Annotated in this window: 13 protein-coding genes; 9 read left to right on the top strand and 4 right to left on the bottom strand. The window is 64.4% G+C overall.

Features of this window, described 5'->3' with window-relative positions; translation table 11 throughout:
* Positions 1 to 103 precede the first annotated feature (103 nt).
* The 6 genes from B5F85_RS10160 (at position 104) to B5F85_RS10135 (ending at position 7,172) form a co-directional block, all read left to right on the top strand.
* A complete protein-coding gene (locus B5F85_RS10160; RefSeq protein ID WP_087316920.1) occupies positions 104 to 1,357 on the top strand; it encodes an IS256 family transposase in 1,254 nt (417 codons plus the stop codon).
* A gap of 314 nt (positions 1,358 to 1,671) precedes the next feature.
* Complete coding sequence (locus B5F85_RS10155; RefSeq protein WP_087316918.1) at positions 1,672 to 2,487, top strand: ABC transporter ATP-binding protein; 816 nt, start codon at positions 1,672 to 1,674, stop codon at positions 2,485 to 2,487.
* Complete coding sequence (locus B5F85_RS10150) at positions 2,477 to 4,588, top strand: FtsX-like permease family protein (RefSeq protein WP_087316916.1); 2,112 nt, start codon at positions 2,477 to 2,479, stop codon at positions 4,586 to 4,588. The genes B5F85_RS10155 and B5F85_RS10150 overlap by 11 nt, the downstream gene beginning before the upstream one ends.
* 230 nt (positions 4,589 to 4,818) lie before the next feature.
* Positions 4,819 to 5,385, top strand: a complete 567-nt coding sequence (locus B5F85_RS10145) for a PTS glucose transporter subunit IIA (RefSeq protein ID WP_087316914.1) — start codon at positions 4,819 to 4,821, stop codon at positions 5,383 to 5,385.
* Between the two features lie 20 nt (positions 5,386 to 5,405).
* Entirely contained in the window at positions 5,406 to 5,972 is a 567-nt protein-coding gene (locus B5F85_RS10140; protein ID WP_087316913.1) for a PTS glucose transporter subunit IIA, read from the top strand.
* Between the two features lie 108 nt (positions 5,973 to 6,080).
* The gene (locus B5F85_RS10135; protein ID WP_087316911.1) at positions 6,081 to 7,172 is read left to right on the top strand and encodes a glycerol dehydrogenase; all 1,092 of its coding nucleotides are present in this window, start codon (positions 6,081 to 6,083) and stop codon (positions 7,170 to 7,172) included.
* Positions 7,173 to 7,372: 200 nt separating this feature from the next.
* Here the strand turns inward: B5F85_RS10135 and B5F85_RS10130 are convergent, their stop codons facing one another.
* The 3 genes from B5F85_RS10130 to B5F85_RS10120 form a co-directional block, all read right to left on the bottom strand.
* On the bottom strand, positions 7,373 to 7,681 hold the full coding sequence (locus B5F85_RS10130) for a CDP-alcohol phosphatidyltransferase (RefSeq protein WP_087316909.1): 309 nt from the start codon (positions 7,679 to 7,681) through the stop codon (positions 7,373 to 7,375).
* 184 nt (positions 7,682 to 7,865) lie between these two features.
* The gene (locus B5F85_RS10125) at positions 7,866 to 8,525 is read right to left on the bottom strand and encodes an HAD-IA family hydrolase (protein ID WP_087316908.1); all 660 of its coding nucleotides are present in this window, start codon (positions 8,523 to 8,525) and stop codon (positions 7,866 to 7,868) included.
* Positions 8,526 to 8,914: 389 nt separating this feature from the next.
* A complete protein-coding gene (locus B5F85_RS10120) occupies positions 8,915 to 9,202 on the bottom strand; it encodes a helix-turn-helix transcriptional regulator (protein WP_087316906.1) in 288 nt (95 codons plus the stop codon).
* A gap of 108 nt (positions 9,203 to 9,310) precedes the next feature.
* On the opposite strand from B5F85_RS10120, the gene B5F85_RS10115 reads away from it, so the two are divergent.
* The 3 genes from B5F85_RS10115 to B5F85_RS10105 are packed head-to-tail and all read left to right on the top strand — an operon-like array spanning position 9,311 to position 14,391.
* The gene (locus B5F85_RS10115) at positions 9,311 to 9,985 is read left to right on the top strand and encodes a restriction endonuclease subunit M (RefSeq protein WP_087316905.1); all 675 of its coding nucleotides are present in this window, start codon (positions 9,311 to 9,313) and stop codon (positions 9,983 to 9,985) included.
* Positions 9,978 to 11,504: an Eco57I restriction-modification methylase domain-containing protein gene (locus B5F85_RS10110; protein WP_087316903.1), complete on the top strand. Its 1,527-nt coding sequence runs from the start codon at positions 9,978 to 9,980 to the stop codon at positions 11,502 to 11,504. The genes B5F85_RS10115 and B5F85_RS10110 overlap by 8 nt, the downstream gene beginning before the upstream one ends.
* Positions 11,497 to 14,391, top strand: coding sequence for a GIY-YIG nuclease family protein (locus B5F85_RS10105; protein ID WP_087316901.1), 2,895 nt, complete (start codon positions 11,497 to 11,499; stop codon positions 14,389 to 14,391). The genes B5F85_RS10110 and B5F85_RS10105 overlap by 8 nt, the downstream gene beginning before the upstream one ends.
* A gap of 60 nt (positions 14,392 to 14,451) precedes the next feature.
* Here the strand turns inward: B5F85_RS10105 and B5F85_RS10100 are convergent, their stop codons facing one another.
* Positions 14,452 to 15,630 (bottom strand): ATP-binding protein, encoded by a 1,179-nt coding sequence (locus tag B5F85_RS10100; RefSeq protein WP_239386879.1) that lies wholly within the window; start codon positions 15,628 to 15,630, stop codon positions 14,452 to 14,454.
* Between the last annotated feature and the right edge of the window lie 325 nt (positions 15,631 to 15,955).

Raw genomic sequence — 15,955 nt, 5'->3', positions numbered from 1 at the left:
GATCGCGTGCCAAACGTTGGTGTCAGAGCACCCCTGAAAAGGGGTGTGGCCACCGCCTAGAATCTTCAGTTACCACGCTGACAGAGACTTGGGAGATGACCACATGGACACTTTACAGCAGGGCGCGGCGCCGATGGCGCTGGCCGACATGCCGATGACCGCCGACGGCACGATCGACTTCAGGCGGCTCGCCGTCGGGCTCGTCGAGGGCTGCGTCAACGCCGCGATGGAGATGGCGGTCGAGGAGATCGCCGGCGAGGAGGGCGTGCGCCGCAACGGCTATCGCGAGCGCCGCCTGATGACGGTGATCGGCGAGATCACCCTCAGGATCCCCAGGCTGCGCGAGGGCAGCTACTTCCCCGAGGAGGTCCTGCGGCCCTACTCGCGCGCCGACCGGGCGATGGTGGGCGCGATAGCCGAGGTCTACAGGCTGGGCCTCTCCACCCGCAAGATCGAGCGGGCCGCCGCCGACCTGGAGTTCGGGCGGCTCAGCCCCTCCGCCGTCTCCAGGATGTGCGCGACGCTCGACGACGACGTGGCGTCCGTGCGCGAGGCCGAGTTCTCCCAGCGCTTCCCGTACCTGTGGCTCGACGCGACCTACGTGAGCTGCCGCGAGGGCGGGCGGGTCGAGGGCAGGGCCGTGGTCACGGCGATCGCCGCCGGCGAGGACGGCTCCAGGCGCTACGTCGGCCTGGACTACGTCGACGTGGAGTCCCACGAGTCGTGGAGGTCCTTCCTGCGGGGCCTCAGGCGCCGGGGCGTCTCGGGCGTGGCCCTCGTGGTCTCGGACGCCCACGCCGGCCTCAGGCGGGCGGTGCGGGAGGTCTTCCCCGGGTCCTGCTGGCAGCGCTGCGTGGCCCACCTGATGCGCGACGTCGCCGGGCGCCTCCGCAGGCGCGACGACCGCAGGCGCGCCCTGGCGGCGCTCTCGGCCGTCTTCCGCGAGCGCGACCCGGCGCTGGTGAGGGCCGCCTACGACAGGGCCGTGGAGGAGGTCGGCCGGCTCGAGCCCAGGGCGGCGGAGCTGCTCGAGGACGCCCGCGAGGACGCGCTGGCCTACCTCGCCTTCCCCGCCGAGCACAGGCTCAGGGTCCGCACCAACAACGTGCAGGAGCGCGCCAACCGCGAGATAAAGCGCAGGACCGACGCGGTCCAGGTCTTCCCCTCCTCGCGCTCGCTCGTGCGCCTGGTGGGCGCCGCGCTGGCCGACCAGAACGACCAGTGGGCCGCCGGCCACTTCATGGACGCGGAGGGGATGCGCGACCTGGGGCGCGACGCGGAGTCCCCCGCGCCCACCGAGGAGACGCTGCGCAGGGCGGAGGTGATCGTGCTGGAGGCGATGCGCGCCGCGGCCTAGGCGCTACAATCGGGCCGGAACGGGCGTGGCCCGACACCAACATTCGGCACACAACCGTTGGCTGAGAGCCGGCCTTGCTCCGGTGGCGAAAATGCCCGAAATAGTCATGGATCGAAGGCGGGTTTTGTTTTTCGCGCGGCCCGATTATGGACTGAAGGCCGATTTTGCAGAGGGCGGGCCATGCTGAGCCGCCTCCTCCTCTCCCTCGCGCCTACCTTGCGAAAGCGTAAGGTCTCGATAAGCGCGTTCGATGGCACCAGCGTGCTTGCCGGGCGAGTATGGTCGTGTACCAGATCCCAGACGAGAGGAGCCCCATGGCACCCGCTCACATTCGTCCCGTCGGCCCCGACGCTGCGGCGAGCTCCGTAACGCCCGCCCTGTCCTGCCAAAACGTCGAGAAGCTCTATGGCAGCCGCTCCAACGTCACGCGCGCCCTCGACGGCGTGTCCTTCGACGTCGCGGCCGGCGAGTACCTCGCCATCATGGGCCCGTCCGGCTCGGGCAAGACCACGCTGCTCAACTGCGTCTCCACGATCGACCGACCCACCTCGGGCCACATCTACGTGGACGGCCAGGACATCACTGCGCTGCGCCCGGGCCAGCTCTCGAAGTTCCGCCGCGAGCGCCTGGGCTTCGTCTTCCAGGACTCCAATTTGCTCGACACCCTGACCGCGCGCGAGAACATCGCGCTGGCGCTCACGATCAACCACGCGACCGCCCGCGACGTGCCCGGCCGCGTGGAGAAGGTCGCCGCCCGTCTGGGCGTCGCGGACGTGCTCGACAAGTTCCCGCACGAGATGTCCGGCGGCCAGAAGCAGCGCGTTGCCGCGGCCCGCGCCATCGTGACCAACCCGTCGCTGGTGCTTGCCGACGAGCCCACCGGAGCGCTCGACTCCAAGAACTCACGTCGCCTGCTCGAGAGCTTCGAGGCGCTCAACGCCGACGGCGCCACGATCATCATGGTCACGCACGACTCCTTCGCGGCAAGCTACGCGCGCCGCGCCCTCTTCCTCAAGGACGGCCGTGTCTGGAACGAGATCGTCCGCGGCGACAAGACGCGCAAGGCCTTCTTCAACGAGATCATGGACGTCGTGTCCTTCCTGGGAGGGGAGGGCGCAGATGTACGCTAAGATTGCGCTCGGAAACGTCCGCAAGTCCTTCCGCGACTTCGCGGTCTTCTTCCTCACGCTCGCCTTTGGAGTCTGCGTGTTCTACGCCTTCGGTTCCATCACCGACCAGGCCGCCGTCATCCAGATGGGCGAGGACCAACGCCGCATGGTGCAGGCCCTCGCGGACATCCTCTCCGGCCTCTCCGTGTTCGTCGTCATCATCCTGGGCTTTCTCGTCGTCTACGCCAACCGCTTCCTCATCCGGCGGCGCAAGCGCGAGTTTGGCATCTACCTCACGCTGGGCATGGACATCGCCCACGTGTCCTGGATCGTGGTCATCGAGACGCTCGCGGTGGGCGTGGTCGCGCTCGCGGTGGGCCTCTTGCTGGGACTGGCGCTCTCGCAGGTCATGATGTACGTCACGGCAGGTCTCTTCGAGGCCACGATCAAGGGCTTCGTCTTCGCGTTCTCGCCCGCGGCGGCGCTCTCCACCGTGGCGTGCTTCGCGGGCATCTTCCTCGTCACGCTCGTCTTCAACGTGACCACGGTCAGCCGCTACAAGCTCATCGACCTCATCAACGCCGACAAGGTGAGCGAGAAGGTCCGCCTGCGCAGCCTGCCGCTCTCCGTGGTGCTCTTCCTCGTGTCGCTCGCGCTGATCGGTGTGGCCTACAAGGTCCTGCTCGAGCACGGCATGATGGAGGAGGGCCCGTACTTCGCCATCGCCACGGGCCTGGTCACTGCTGGCACGCTGCTCTTCTTCTTCTCGATCTCCGGCTTTGCCCTGCGCGCGCTCCAGGCGAGCCCGCGGGCCTACCTCAAGGGCCTCAACATGTTCGTGATGCGCCAGCTCAACAGCCGCATCAACACCGCGTGGCTCTCCATCTCGATGGTGTGCGCGATGCTCTTCCTGGCCATCTGCGGCGTGTGCACGGGTTTCTCGGTGGCGACGGGCATGAACGAGAGCCTGAGCATGGGCACGCGCTATGACATGTCGCTCGTGAGCTACCCGATGGGCATGGCCTCGGCGCTCGTCTCCGCCGACCCCGAGGAGGGCCCGGCCGCGGAGGACGGCTACGACGCCATCGCCCGCCTGCGCGCCGACATCCCCAACTACGACGAGCTCTTTCGCGACGCCGTCCAGGTCAACCAGTACACCTACGACGCCGAGGGCAACGTGCTCGTGGACACCACGGTGGAGGAGCTCTTTGCCAACACCGACTTCACCGGCAACGCGACCATGCAGACCATGATGCAGGGCAACACCGACCAGCGCCTCGTCATCGTACCGGTCTCGCAGTACAACGCCCTGGCCCGGATGGCGGGCGAGAAGAGCGTTGAGCTCGCGGGCGATGAGTGCCTGCTCTGGAACGACATGTCGTCCCTCGACGAGCTCTGGGAGGCCGTGATCGCGCAGAACCCCGAGGTCGAGGTCCGGGGCCGGACGCTGCGCTTTGCCGACGAGCCGCTCGCGCACCTGCCCTTCTCGGACACGAGCGCAGGCGGAACGGTGTCGGGCGCACTCATCGTCCCCGACGACTTGGTCCCGGAGGGCGTCGGCCCCACCTCGACCGTGGTGAACCTCATGTACGCGGGCGAGCGCGCCGAGGTGGAGCCCGCCGCCGTCGCCGCGATCGACGAGGCCTATGGCGACATCATGAACCAGGGCTCCACGCTCGACGCTTGGCCGGTCTGGATGTGCACGACCGCCCAGAGCCTGCTCGATCAGGCGTCCGGCACCACCGTCGTGGTCACCTATCTGGCGATCTACATCGGCGTGATCCTGCTCGTGTGCTGCGCGACGGTGCTCGCCCTCCAGCAGCTCTCCGAGGCGGCGGACAACGTGGGCCGCTACCGCGTGCTCGCCGAGCTCGGCGCCGAGAAGCGCATGATCGACCACGCGCTTCTCGCCCAGGTGGGGGTGTACTTCCTCTTCCCGCTGGTGGTGGCCGTGGCGCACGCGGCGGTGGCGCTCTCCGTGGTCAACGACATCGTGGCTCTGCTCACGGGATTCCAGATCGGCACGGCGCTCGTGGGGACCGTGGCCTTTGTCGTGGCGCTCTACGGCGGCTACTTCCTCGTGACCTACCTCACGTCCCGAAGCATCCTCGCCCGCACGTAGGTCAATTGGGGACGTGTTTTTTCGTGCAGACAAAAAGGGACAGGTTCGGGGCGGCTGGAATGCCGCCGCCCCGAACCTGTCCCTTTTTGTCTGCACGAAAAAACACGTCCCCAATTGACAGACCCGTTGGCCGAATGGCCTCAAGCAGGGAGTGAGCCTCGTCGGTCACACGGGTACTATAGATGGGTACGAGGGTTCTGAAGCTCATGCACGCGACCAGGAGGTGTCCCATGGGACTGTTTGAGAGGATCAAGAGCGCGTTCGTCTCGTCCGACGGCAAGGTGACGCACCCCGAGGCGACCTTCGCCACCCGCCCTGACACGGTGTATGCCCCCGTCTCGGGCGTGCTCCTCAGCCTGCAGGAGGTCAACGACCAGGTCATCTCCGCCGGCCTGCTCGGCGACGGCTACGCCATCCTGCCCACCGGCTCGGGCGTGCTCTACGCGCCGGTCTCCGGCCGCGTGAGCGTTGTCACCGTCACCAACCACGCCATCGGCCTGCGCACGGACGACGGCATCGAGGTCCTCATCCACATCGGCATCGACACGGTGAAGATGGATGGCAAGGGCTTCACGCGCCTCGTCGAGGCCAACGACGAGGTCCGCGCCGGCCAGCCGCTCATGACCTTCGACGTCGAGGCCATCAAGCTCGCCGGCTACGAGGAGGTCGTCGCCTGCGTCATCTCCAACCCGGACGCGTTTAGCAACATCGAGCACGTCGGCGACTCCGGCACCCTGCTCGGCGGCCGCCCGCTCGTCAAGCTCGGCGACCCGCTGCTCGTGGCTCGCAAGGCATAAGGAAGGAAGGAAGCTTAAAGATGGGTCTTCTCGACAAGTTCAAGAGCAAGTTCGTCTCTGCCGAGGGCAAGGCCAACCCGCCCGAGGCCTCGTTTGCCACGCGCTCAGACGCGGTCTATGCCCCGATCTCCGGCGTGCTGGTGAGCCTGCAGGAGGTCAAGGACGAGGTCCTGCCGGTGGGTCTTCTCGGCGACGGCTACGGCATCGTCCCAACCACCGACACCGGCATCATCTACTCGCCGGTCTCCGGCCGTGTGGGCGCCGTCACGACGACCAACCACTCTATCGTGATCGCCACCGACGAGGGCATGGAGGTCCTCGTCCACGTGGGCATTGGCACCGTCAACATGAAGGGCAAGGGCTTCAACAGCCTCGTCAAGATGGGCGACGCGGTCCGCGCCGGCCAGCCGCTTCTGACCTTCGACAACGCCTCCATCAAGCTCGCGGGCTACGACGACGTCGTCACCTGCACGATCTCCAACCCGGACGCGTTCTCCAAGGTCGAGCACGTCGGCGACTCCGGCACCCTGCTCGGCGGCCGCCCGCTCGTCAAGATCGGCGACCCCCTGCTCGTGGTCAAGAAGTAGAAGTGTTACGATAGAAAGTAGCCAAGGCTCCGTACGTAAGGGCGTGCGGAGCCTTTCTGCTGAGAAGAACGATCAGGCAGAGAAGGTCAGACGGAGAAGGGAAGCAGCATGGCACGCGTCTTCATCAGTCCCAGCAAGTACGTCCAGGGCCCCGGCGAGCTCGCCCGCCTCGGCGAGTACGTCAAGGCCTACGGCGCCCACGCACTCGTGGTCATCTCCGAGGGCGGCCTGCGCCGTTCCGGGGACGTCATCTCCGCGAGCCTCGAGCAGGCCGGCGTGGCCTGCACCTACGACAACTTCAACGGCGAGTGCTCCCAGGCCGAGATCGACCGCCTCGTGGAGGTCTACCGCGCGGCAGGCACCGACGTCGTCGTGGGCGTGGGCGGCGGCAAGATCTTCGACACCGCCAAGGCCGTGGCCGCCGCGGTGAACGCGCCCGTGGTGATCGTGCCCACCATCGCCGCGACCGACGCCCCGTGCTCGGCGCTCTCCGTCATCTACACCGACGAGGGCCAGTTCAAGGAGTACCAGTTCTTCAAGAGCAACCCCAACCTCGTGCTCATGGACACCGACGTCATCTCCAAGAGCCCGGTGCGCCTGACGGTCTCCGGCATGGGCGACGCGCTGGCCACCTACTTCGAGGCCCGCGCCTGCACGCGCTCCGACGCCACCACCTGCGCCGGCGGCCACGTCACCGAGGCCGCCATGGCCCTCGCACAGCTCTGCTACGAGACGCTCATCTCGGACGGCCTCAAGGCCAAGCTCGCGCTGGAGGCCGGCGCCTGCACCGAGTCGGTCGAGAAGATCATCGAGGCAAACACCCTGCTCTCCGGCCTGGGCTTTGAGTCCGCGGGCCTCGCCGGCGCGCACGCCATCCACAACGGCATGACCGCCCTTCCCGAGACCCACGCCTACTATCACGGCGAGAAGGTCGCCTTTGGAACGCTCACCCAGCTCGTGCTCGAGAACGCCGACGAGCTCTACGAGGTGCTCGACTTCTGCGTGGAGGTGGGCTTGCCGGTGACCTTCGCGCAGCTCGGCGTCGAGGACGCGAGCTACGAGCGCGTGCTCGAGGTCGCCAAGCTCGCCTGCGCGCCCACCGACACCCTCGGCAACATGCCCTTCGAGGTCACGCCCGAGAAGGTCGCCGCCGCCATGCTCGCGGCCGACGCCTACGGTCGCGCCGCCCTGGCGGAGTAGATCGGTCACTTGGTGCGGGTTGCGGACGGTTCCGACTCAGATTTCGTCCGCAACCCGCACGCGTTCGGGATAGGTGCGGGTTGCGGACGGTTCGAGCCCAAAAACCGTCCGTAACCCGCACGTTCTTCTCGGCGCGCATGAAAAACGGGGCCGGCCCCAGCTGGGACCGGCCCCTCGTCATGCCAAGGTGGCGTACGGGCCTACTCGTCCTTCTCGCCGGAGAGCGAGGCGTAGAACGTGGCGTGATCGAAGACCTCCTGAATGGTCTTGCCGTTGACGAAGGGAAGGGCGAGGAACTCGTCGACGGTGGGGACGAGCTCGGAGCAGTCGACGAAGTGGTTCTTCTCGTTGCGACGGCTCGTGTCCTGGGCGCGCCAAGACTCATAGTTGCAGTCGGTAAGATAGTAGACGGTCGAGCCGATCTTCATGTACACGGAGTGATTACGGTGCAGGTACTCGACCAGTCCCTCGTAGTTGATGTCGAGAGCCTCGGCTGCCTTCTTTCCCATGGCGGTTCCTTTCTACGGAGGCCAAACGGACGTTAGCTAGAGTGTAACCCGTGGGCGGCCGGGTTATGCGTCTGTTCTCAAATTGTTAGGCGAGCGTCTGGCAAGGTTCCACGAACGTTTCCGGTGGCATCCCGGAATCTTCCCGGGAGGTGTCGTCAGAGGTGCCGAGAAGAACGAGCTGCCCCTAGCCCAGGATGGCCCGCGCGAGTTCCGCGGGAGTTTCGACGAACGTCGTGGCGCCGGCTTCGACGAGCTCCTCGCGCGTGCGAAAGCCCCAGGTGCACGAGAGGCACGGGCATCCCGCGTTGGCCGCCGTCTGCACGTCCACCTCGGAGTCGCCCACGTAGACCATGCCGTCGCGGCTACGTCCCATGCGCGCGAGCGCGGCCTCGACCATCGCGGGCGCGGGCTTCTTGGAGATGCCGGCGGCCTCGTTCTCTCCCAAGACTGCGTCGAAGGTTCCCGGGAACTGCCGCTCCACGAGCTCCTGAACGGCAAAGTCGGCCTTGTTGGAGACCACCGCGAGCGCGACGCCGGCCGCGCGCAGGCGCTCGAGCATCTGGGGGATGCCGGGGTAGGGGCCCGTGTGGTCCTCGCAGTGCGCGCCGTAGTGGCGCTTGAAGTCCTCGAGCACTGCGGACTCGACGTCCGCCGGGGTGCCGGCGGGCACGGCGCGGTGGATGAGCAGGGCGATCCCGTTGCCCACGAAGCGGCGCACGTGCTCGATGGGGTGCGCGGGCATCCCGTGCGCGGCGAGCGCGGCGTTGGTGGAGAGGGTGAGGTCCTCGAGCGTGTTGAGCAGGGTTCCGTCGAGGTCAAAGACTGCGGTCTGGTAGGCGGGCATGGTCGCTCCTTCGTTTGGCCGGTCCGGGCCGCAGGCTAGGGTAGCACGTCGGGCGGGCGGTGGCCGCGCTTCTCGCGCGGTTGCTTAGAATATGCGCCTTATCCGGGATTTGGGGGCCGGCGCGCTTAGGATATGCGACTCATCCGGGGCGGCGGCGTGGCCCGGCTTAAGAATCGCGTCCCATCCGGGACCACAGGTCCTTCTCGCTTAGCTTCTGCCCTTCATTCGGAGGCGAGAATAACGTGCGACTTTATGTCTGCGCCCAGCCCGGTCCGCCCCTTCCGGACGAAGTGCGATCTCTAAGCAGGAAAAACCCAAAATCCCGGATGAGACGCAAAAGTTAAGCAGCGGCAAGGCCGCATGCGGGCGGCGGCGCGGGACGAGGCTCGCTACTGCGCGGCGCCCTCGGGCGTGCCGTCGTACTCGATGCGTTGCGGGGCGGCGTCGCCGAGGCCAAAGAACAGGCTGGTCAGCGGGACGTCGAGACCGTCCGCAATCTTTACGAGCACGTCCAGCGTGACGTTGCTCTTGCCGCCGATGAGCTGGTTGAGGTGCGAGCGATCGACGCCGATCATGGCCGCGAACCGGGACTGGCTCAGCCCCTTCTCACAGCAAAGCCTGCCGACGTTGCTGCCGACACGGGCGCGGACGAACTTGCAGGCTTCAGCGGTATCCATGTGCTCAAGGCTACCGAGCGCCGCCGTCTGAGCTGTTGGATATAGACCACAGCTAAAGAATCTGCTATAGCCTAACTGTTGAATATATCCAACAGTTGAGGCGGAGCGATGGAAGGTCAGGTCAAATCACGGCAGCGCGTCGTCGACCACGGTGAGGTCTTCACTGCCGAGCGCGAGGTCAACGCCATGCTCGACCTCGTTAAGACGGAGACCGAGCGCATCGACTCACGCTTTCTTGAGCCTGCCTGCGGAAACGGCAACTTTATCGCGGAGGTGCTGCGGCGCAAGCTTGCCGTCGTGGCCTCGCGTTACCGCAAGAGCCCACTCGAGTACCAGCGCTACGCGTTCCTCGCCGTCTCGAGCATCTACGGCGTGGAGATCCAGCCGGACAACGCGCAGGAGTGTCGCGACCGCCTCTTCGACATCGTCGAGAAGGACGCGCGCTCGTCGATCAAGGGTGCCGTCGAGCCCGCGTTCCTCGACGCCATCCGCTACGTGCTGGAGAAGAACATCCTCTGCGGCGACGCCCTGACCCTCAAGGACGCGAGCGGCGAGCCCATCACCTTCGCGGAGTGGTCGCTCGTGACAGGCGACCTGGTCAAGCGGCGCGACTTCCTGCTGAGCGAGCTTCTGGAGGGAAACGTCGAGAAGGGCGGCCAGGCGTCGCTCTTCGGCGAGGCCAACGCCCTGTGGGAGTTCGACGAGGAGACCCAGGGCTACATCCCCGCAGCCATACGCGAGTACCCGCCTACGGACTATCGGGAGGTGAGCCGCGTTGGCTAACCTTCTCAGGCGCTCGTACAACCCGGATGTCCTCACGTGTCTGGCAAACCTCTCCAACGACGAGGTCTTCACGCCGCCGGAGCTGGCGAACCAGGTGCTCGACCTGCTGCCGAAGGAGCTGTGGAGCGATCCGAACGTCAAGATCCTGGACCCGTTCTGCAAGTCGGGCGTCTTCCTGCGCGAGGCGGCCAAACGCTTTATCAAGGGGCTCGAGGAGGTCTATCCCGACCTTCAGGAGCGCGTGGACCACATCATGCACGAGCAGCTCTTCGGCATCGCCATCACGGGGCTGACCGCGCTTCTCTCAAGGCGGGGCCTCTACTGCTCCAAGTACCCCAACGGCCGCTTCTCCGTGAGCGCGTTCGACGGGGACGAGGGCAACATCCGCTTCCGAAACATCAAACACACGTGGCGAGAAGGACGATGCGTGTACTGCGGGGCGTCGCAGGGTCAGTACGACCGCGACGAGAGTCTCGAGACGCACGCCTACGAGTTCATTCACACCACGCACCCCGAGGAGATCTTTGGCATGAAGTTTGACGTCATCGTGGGCAACCCGCCGTATCAGCTGAGTGATGGCGGCGCACAGGCAAGCGCGAGTCCAATCTATCAGCTGTTCGTTGAGCAAGCAAAAAAACTAAATCCTAGATATTTAACAATGATTATCCCGTCTCGTTGGTTTTCCGGTGGGAAGGGATTGGATGCATTTCGAGATGAAATGATTTCCGATAAGCACGTACGCATCCTTCACGATTTCACCAATGCGGCTGATTGCTTTGGAACGGGTGTCGAAATCAAAGGCGGTGTCTGCTACTTCCTCTGGGAGCGCGAATCGGAAGGCAAGTGCCAGATTGTTACTCATATCGGAGACTCTGCTTTTGAGCAGCAGCTTCGTTATTTAAAGGAACCTGGATCGGAGTTCCTAATTCGTTATGAGGAAGGGGTGAACATCTACCGAAAGGTTGTTAACGAGCAGTTCGAATCATTCTCAAAGCTGGTGAGCTCCCAGAAGCCTTTTGGATTGAGAACATTTGTCCAAGGAGATAGCAAGCCGAGTGTTGATAAGCCAATAAAGCTGTATCAGCGAGGCGGCGTGGGCTACATTGGGCCCTCTGAGATAGAGAAAAATCAGGAAAGCATAGACCGGTGGAAGATTTTTATTTCTAGGGCATACAACGCTGGCGATGCTATTCCGCACCAAATAATTGGGCAACCAATTCTTGCTAGTCCCGGGTCGTGTTGTACGGAAACCTACGTCATGATTGGTCCATTTAGCCAAGAATCTATTGCTAGAAATGTTATGAACTACATTAGGACTAAGTTTTTTAGGTTTATGGTGTCATTGATTAAAGTTTCTCAGATGGCTCCAGCTAAAGTATATGAATTTGTACCAATGCAGGACTTCTCTTCCCGTATTACCGACCAAGCATTGTATGGGCGGTACAGCTTGACTAAGCGGGAGATTGAGTTCATCGATTCGATGATTAAGCCGATGGATCTGGACGATTCCAATGACTAGCGCCTCCTTCTTCCCCCAGCGCCCGGACGTCCATCCGCAGATCTACGCCTACCATGACCTCTACGTCGAGCACGACGGTCTGCTCAAGGTGGGTTTCACCAAGCATGACGTCGAGCGTCGTGTGGCGCAGCAGTTCCCGGTGATCCAGCCGGGGGAGGGCAAGCCGTACGAGATCGTCTTCTCCGAGTCGTCCATGCGCGAGGACGGAACCTCCTTCACCGACCACGACGTCCACAAGCGACTCCAGGCCAATGGCATCCAGAACGTGGGCGGCGAATGGTTCCGCTGCACGGTCGACGACGTGCGCAACGCCTGGCTCGAGGTGCGCGACCGCAGGGACTACGAGAGCCGTCGCACCGAGAGCTTTGCCATGCGCCCCGAGCAGCGTGCCGCCGTGGAGAAGACCGAGGCCTACTTCCGCCGCTGCGAAGCTCCCGGCTCCCATGACGCGACCAAGTTTCTCTGGAACGCCAAGATGCGCTTCGGCAAGACCTTTGCCACCTACGAGCTCGCCAAGGACATGGGCATGCGCCGCGTGCTGGTGCTCACCTTCAAACCCGCCGTGGAGGATGCGTGGCGGGACGACCTCGAGTGTCACATCGACTTCGATGGCTGGCAGTTCGTGGCAAAGGACGGCCGAACCTACGAGGAGTGCGACCCCTCGAGGCCCATCGTCTGCTTCGGCTCGTTCCAGGACTACCTGGGCGTGAATCGCGAGACGGGCGGCATCAAGGCCAAGAACGAGTGGGTGCACCTCGAGGACTGGGATCTCGTGGTCTTTGATGAGTATCACTTCGGCGCTTGGCGGGAGAAGGCTCAGGACCTGTTTGCCGTCCAGAGCGACGAGGTGGTGGACGTTGAGGTTGATGATAGCGGCAACGCCATCGACGAGACCTGGCTTCCCATCCAGTCGCGCTTCTACCTCTACCTCTCCGGCACGCCCTTCCGCGCCCTCAACTCCGGCGAGTTCATCGAGGATCAGGTCTTCAACTGGACCTACTCTGACGAGCAGGCTGCCAAGGAGCGCTGGGTCGGCGCGGACAACCCCTACGAGACGCTGCCGCGCATGGTGCTCATGACGTACCGCGTGCCGGACGCCATAACGCGCATCGCCCGACAGGGCGAGTTCAACGAGTTCGATCTCAACCTGTTCTTCTCGGCAGAGGGGCGGGGCGTATCCGCGCGCTTCAAGTACGAGGAGTACGTGCAGAAATGGCTCGACCTCATTCGCGGCTCTTCGACGGATACCTCCGTGGACGACCTCAAGCTGGGCGCGGAGAAGCCCCCGATGCCCTTCTCGGACACGCGCCTGCTCTCCACCCTCACGCATACGCTGTGGTTCCTGCCCAACGTGGCCTCCTGCGAGGCGATGGCCAACCTCCTCGCCCAGCGCCAGAACACGTTCTTCCATGACTACAACGTTATCGTTGCTGCTGGCAACAGGGCCGGCATGGGCGTGGACGCGGTCTGGCCCGTGCGCCGCGCCATGGGCGATCCCCTGGCAACCAAGACCATCACGCTCTCCTGCGGCAAGCTCACCACTGGCGTGACCGTCAAGCCGTGGAGCGGCGTGTTGATGCTGCGCAACCTCAAGAGTCCCGAGACCTACTTCCAGACGGCCTTCCGCGTTCAAAGTCCGTGGACCACGCGCACCGAGAAGGGCGAGATGCAGGTTCTCAAGCAGGAGTGCTACGTCTTTGACTTTGCGCTTGACCGGGCCCTGGCCATGGTCTCCGACTACAGCTGCCGCCTTTCCGTGAACGAGACGAGCCCTGAGCGCAAGGTGGGGGAGTTCATCAAGTTTCTCCCTGTTCTCGCCTACGACGGATCGGCCATGCGCGAGGTCAACGCCGCGGAGATTCTGGACATCGCGATGGCGGGCACCTCTGCCACGCTGCTCGCGCGTCGCTGGGAGAGCGCGCTTCTCGTCAACGTGGACAACGACACGCTGCGCCGCCTGCTCGCAAGTCCCGAGGCCATGAAGGCCCTCATGAGCATCGAGGGGTTCCGCAGCCTGAACGACGACATTCAGACCATCATCAACAAGTCCGAGGCCGTCAAGAAGGCCAAGAAGGAGAAGGGCGAGCTTACCCCCAAGGAGAAGAAGCAGCTCTCCGAGGAGGAGAAGGAGTTCAAGAGCAAGCGCAAGGAGATACAGGAGAAGCTCATCAAGTTCGCCACGCGCATACCCGTGTTCATGTACCTCACGGACTACCGCGAGCAGTGCCTGAAGGACGTGATCACCCAGCTCGAGCCCGGGCTCTTCAAGAGAGTGACCGGCCTCGAGGTGCGCGATTTCGAGCTCCTGGTCTCGCTCGGCGTCTTCAACGACTCCGTGATGAACGATGCGGTCTACAAGTTCCGGCGCTACGAGGACGCGAGCCTCTCGTACACGGGCATCGAGCGGCACGCGTACGACTCGAGCGTGGGCCTCTTCGACACGGCGCTCTCGCGCGAGGACTACGAGGTCATGAAGCTGCGCGACACACGGCTGGGCTCGGACGGCACCGTGAGCGGGCGAGCCGGGCGCGTGATGGATGCTGCTGGGGTTGACGGCGCGCGCCAGCCGGATAGGGGGCCGGTGCAACGTCGCACAGGCGTGGCCGAGGCTTCGATGCCGCGCGAGACGGCCCGTCCCGCGCAGGACGTGCGGACCGCGGCGGAATCACCCTCCACCTCTGAGGCGACCGCGCTTCGTCCGAGCTTTCGGAAGGCGACGCCTCAGGAGCTGGCGATGCTTGCGGTTGGCGACGCCGTGCGCCACAAGGCGTATGGAGAGGGCCGGATCGTGAGCATCGGCGGCGGTATGATCAAGGCCCGATTTGGCGACAAGGACCTCATGTACAGCTTCCCCGGAGGTTTCGAGCGAGGCTTTCTTGGACTCTAGGCTCGGAGGTTTTGCTGCCTCCATTGTTCTTCTCGTCGGGCGCTCTGCCACGCGATCGAGTCAGCCGTCAAGTCCGAGGAGCGTCCCGATGCGGGTGTAGGGCACCATGTCGCCCCGGGGCGTGCGCGCCTCGGCCTCCCCACCGTACACGACGGCCTGCTGCCGGACGTCCAGGGAGAACTCGTCCTGAGCAATCTTGTTGAGGACGTCGAAGTAGCGCGACTGGTACGTGGTGGAGGACTTGCACTCCACGGCTCGCACGACGCGTGCGCCCCGCTCCACGAGGACGTCGATCTCTCGTTTGCGGCCGTCGCGCCAGAAGGTGAGCTGGGGGTCTCGCTTGCGCGCGTAGCCGCGCTTCTTGAGCTCGGAGATAACGGCGCACTCGAAGAGGGGTCCCTTGAGGGGGCTTCCGGACAGCTCCTCGCTGCTGGAGATGCCCATGAGGTGGGCGGCGAGGCCCGTGTCACAGAAGTACAGCTTCGGGGACTTTACGAGTCTCTTGGTTGGGCTGGCACAGTGCGGGCACAGGAGGAACACCAGATGGCTTGCCTCCAGGATTGACAGCCACTCCTTTGCCGTGTTGGGCGAGATGCCGCAATCAGACGCAAGCGAGGAGACGTTGAGGAGCTGACCTACCCTGAGGGCGCAGAGCTTCAGAAACGTCTGGAAGGCGGAGAGGTTGCGAACGCCGAGCTCCGCCCGAACGTCGCGCTCAAGGTAGGTGCTCACATAGTCGGGGAAAAAGTCGAGCGGGTCGATTCCGTCCGCGACGAGTCGGGGGTAGCCGCCTTGGTACAGCCAGTCGAACAGGCCCTCCGGCTCCTGGCCAGCCTCCGAGAGCTCGTGGTGGGAGAGGGGGAGCAGCGTGAAGAGGGCCACCCTCCCGGCGAGCGACTGACCGATTGACTTCATGAGCAGGAAGTTCTGTGATCCCGTGATGACGAACTGTCCGGGCTGGCGCGTCTCGTCGACGATGCCCTGGAGGTACGAGAAGAGCTCGGGCGTGCGCTGCGCTTCGTCGAAGATGATGTGGGAGGCGTGGCGGGAGAGGAAGAGCCGGGGGTCGTCCTCAAACTCGCTGCGGACGTCCGGGTCCTCCATGGAGAGGTACTCGTAGTCCGCAAACGCGCTGCGCACGAGCGTGGTCTTGCCTCCCTGGCGCGGTCCGGTGACGGAGAGGATGGGATATTTACCGGCAAGTTCGTGCAGTTTAGAGTGCATTTCTCGGTCGATCATCGCATCCTCCCAAGTCGCACTGACTGATTTGCGCAGTTTCTATTGAGAGTTTAACACAGACTCCACTGATGAATTAGCGCGCTTTCTACTGACGGATTAGCACAAGTTCTACTGACGAACCGTCGCAAAGGTAGGCGCTCGGCGCGTTGGCGGGGGGCACGGCCCCTGGCGCATCGTCCTTCTCGACTCGGCAGTATCTGAAATTGGCAGAGTTGGGCTGCCAATTTTGGGAAAAATGGCAGAGCTGGGCTGCCAGATGCATGGGAGGGCGCCGACGGGTCTTGGCCGCGGCCCTCCGCCCCCAGGTCCTTCTCACCCACCGCCC

This window comes from Olsenella sp. An293 (assembly GCF_002159495.1).
Lineage (GTDB): Bacteria > Actinomycetota > Coriobacteriia > Coriobacteriales > Atopobiaceae > Thermophilibacter.
The sequence above is the reverse complement of the archived record's forward strand: the minus strand, read 5'-3'. Positions and strand labels throughout refer to the sequence as shown.

What these genes read in the sequence shown, in the direction of transcription:
- B5F85_RS10160 (WP_087316920.1), top strand. Translation starts at nt 104, where the DNA reads ATGGACACTTTACAGCAGGGCGCGGCGCCGATGGCGCTGGCCGACATG.
- B5F85_RS10155 (WP_087316918.1), top strand. Translation starts at nt 1,672, where the DNA reads ATGGCACCCGCTCACATTCGTCCCGTCGGCCCCGACGCTGCGGCGAGC.
- B5F85_RS10150 (WP_087316916.1), top strand. Translation starts at nt 2,477, where the DNA reads ATGTACGCTAAGATTGCGCTCGGAAACGTCCGCAAGTCCTTCCGCGAC.
- B5F85_RS10145 (WP_087316914.1), top strand. Translation starts at nt 4,819, where the DNA reads ATGGGACTGTTTGAGAGGATCAAGAGCGCGTTCGTCTCGTCCGACGGC.
- B5F85_RS10140 (WP_087316913.1), top strand. Translation starts at nt 5,406, where the DNA reads ATGGGTCTTCTCGACAAGTTCAAGAGCAAGTTCGTCTCTGCCGAGGGC.
- B5F85_RS10135 (WP_087316911.1), top strand. Translation starts at nt 6,081, where the DNA reads ATGGCACGCGTCTTCATCAGTCCCAGCAAGTACGTCCAGGGCCCCGGC.
- B5F85_RS10130 (WP_087316909.1), bottom strand. Translation starts at nt 7,681, where the DNA reads ATGGGAAAGAAGGCAGCCGAGGCTCTCGACATCAACTACGAGGGACTG.
- B5F85_RS10125 (WP_087316908.1), bottom strand. Translation starts at nt 8,525, where the DNA reads ATGCCCGCCTACCAGACCGCAGTCTTTGACCTCGACGGAACCCTGCTC.
- B5F85_RS10120 (WP_087316906.1), bottom strand. Translation starts at nt 9,202, where the DNA reads ATGGATACCGCTGAAGCCTGCAAGTTCGTCCGCGCCCGTGTCGGCAGC.
- B5F85_RS10115 (WP_087316905.1), top strand. Translation starts at nt 9,311, where the DNA reads ATGGAAGGTCAGGTCAAATCACGGCAGCGCGTCGTCGACCACGGTGAG.
- B5F85_RS10105 (WP_087316901.1), top strand. Translation starts at nt 11,497, where the DNA reads ATGACTAGCGCCTCCTTCTTCCCCCAGCGCCCGGACGTCCATCCGCAG.
- B5F85_RS10100 (WP_239386879.1), bottom strand. Translation starts at nt 15,630, where the DNA reads ATGATCGACCGAGAAATGCACTCTAAACTGCACGAACTTGCCGGTAAA.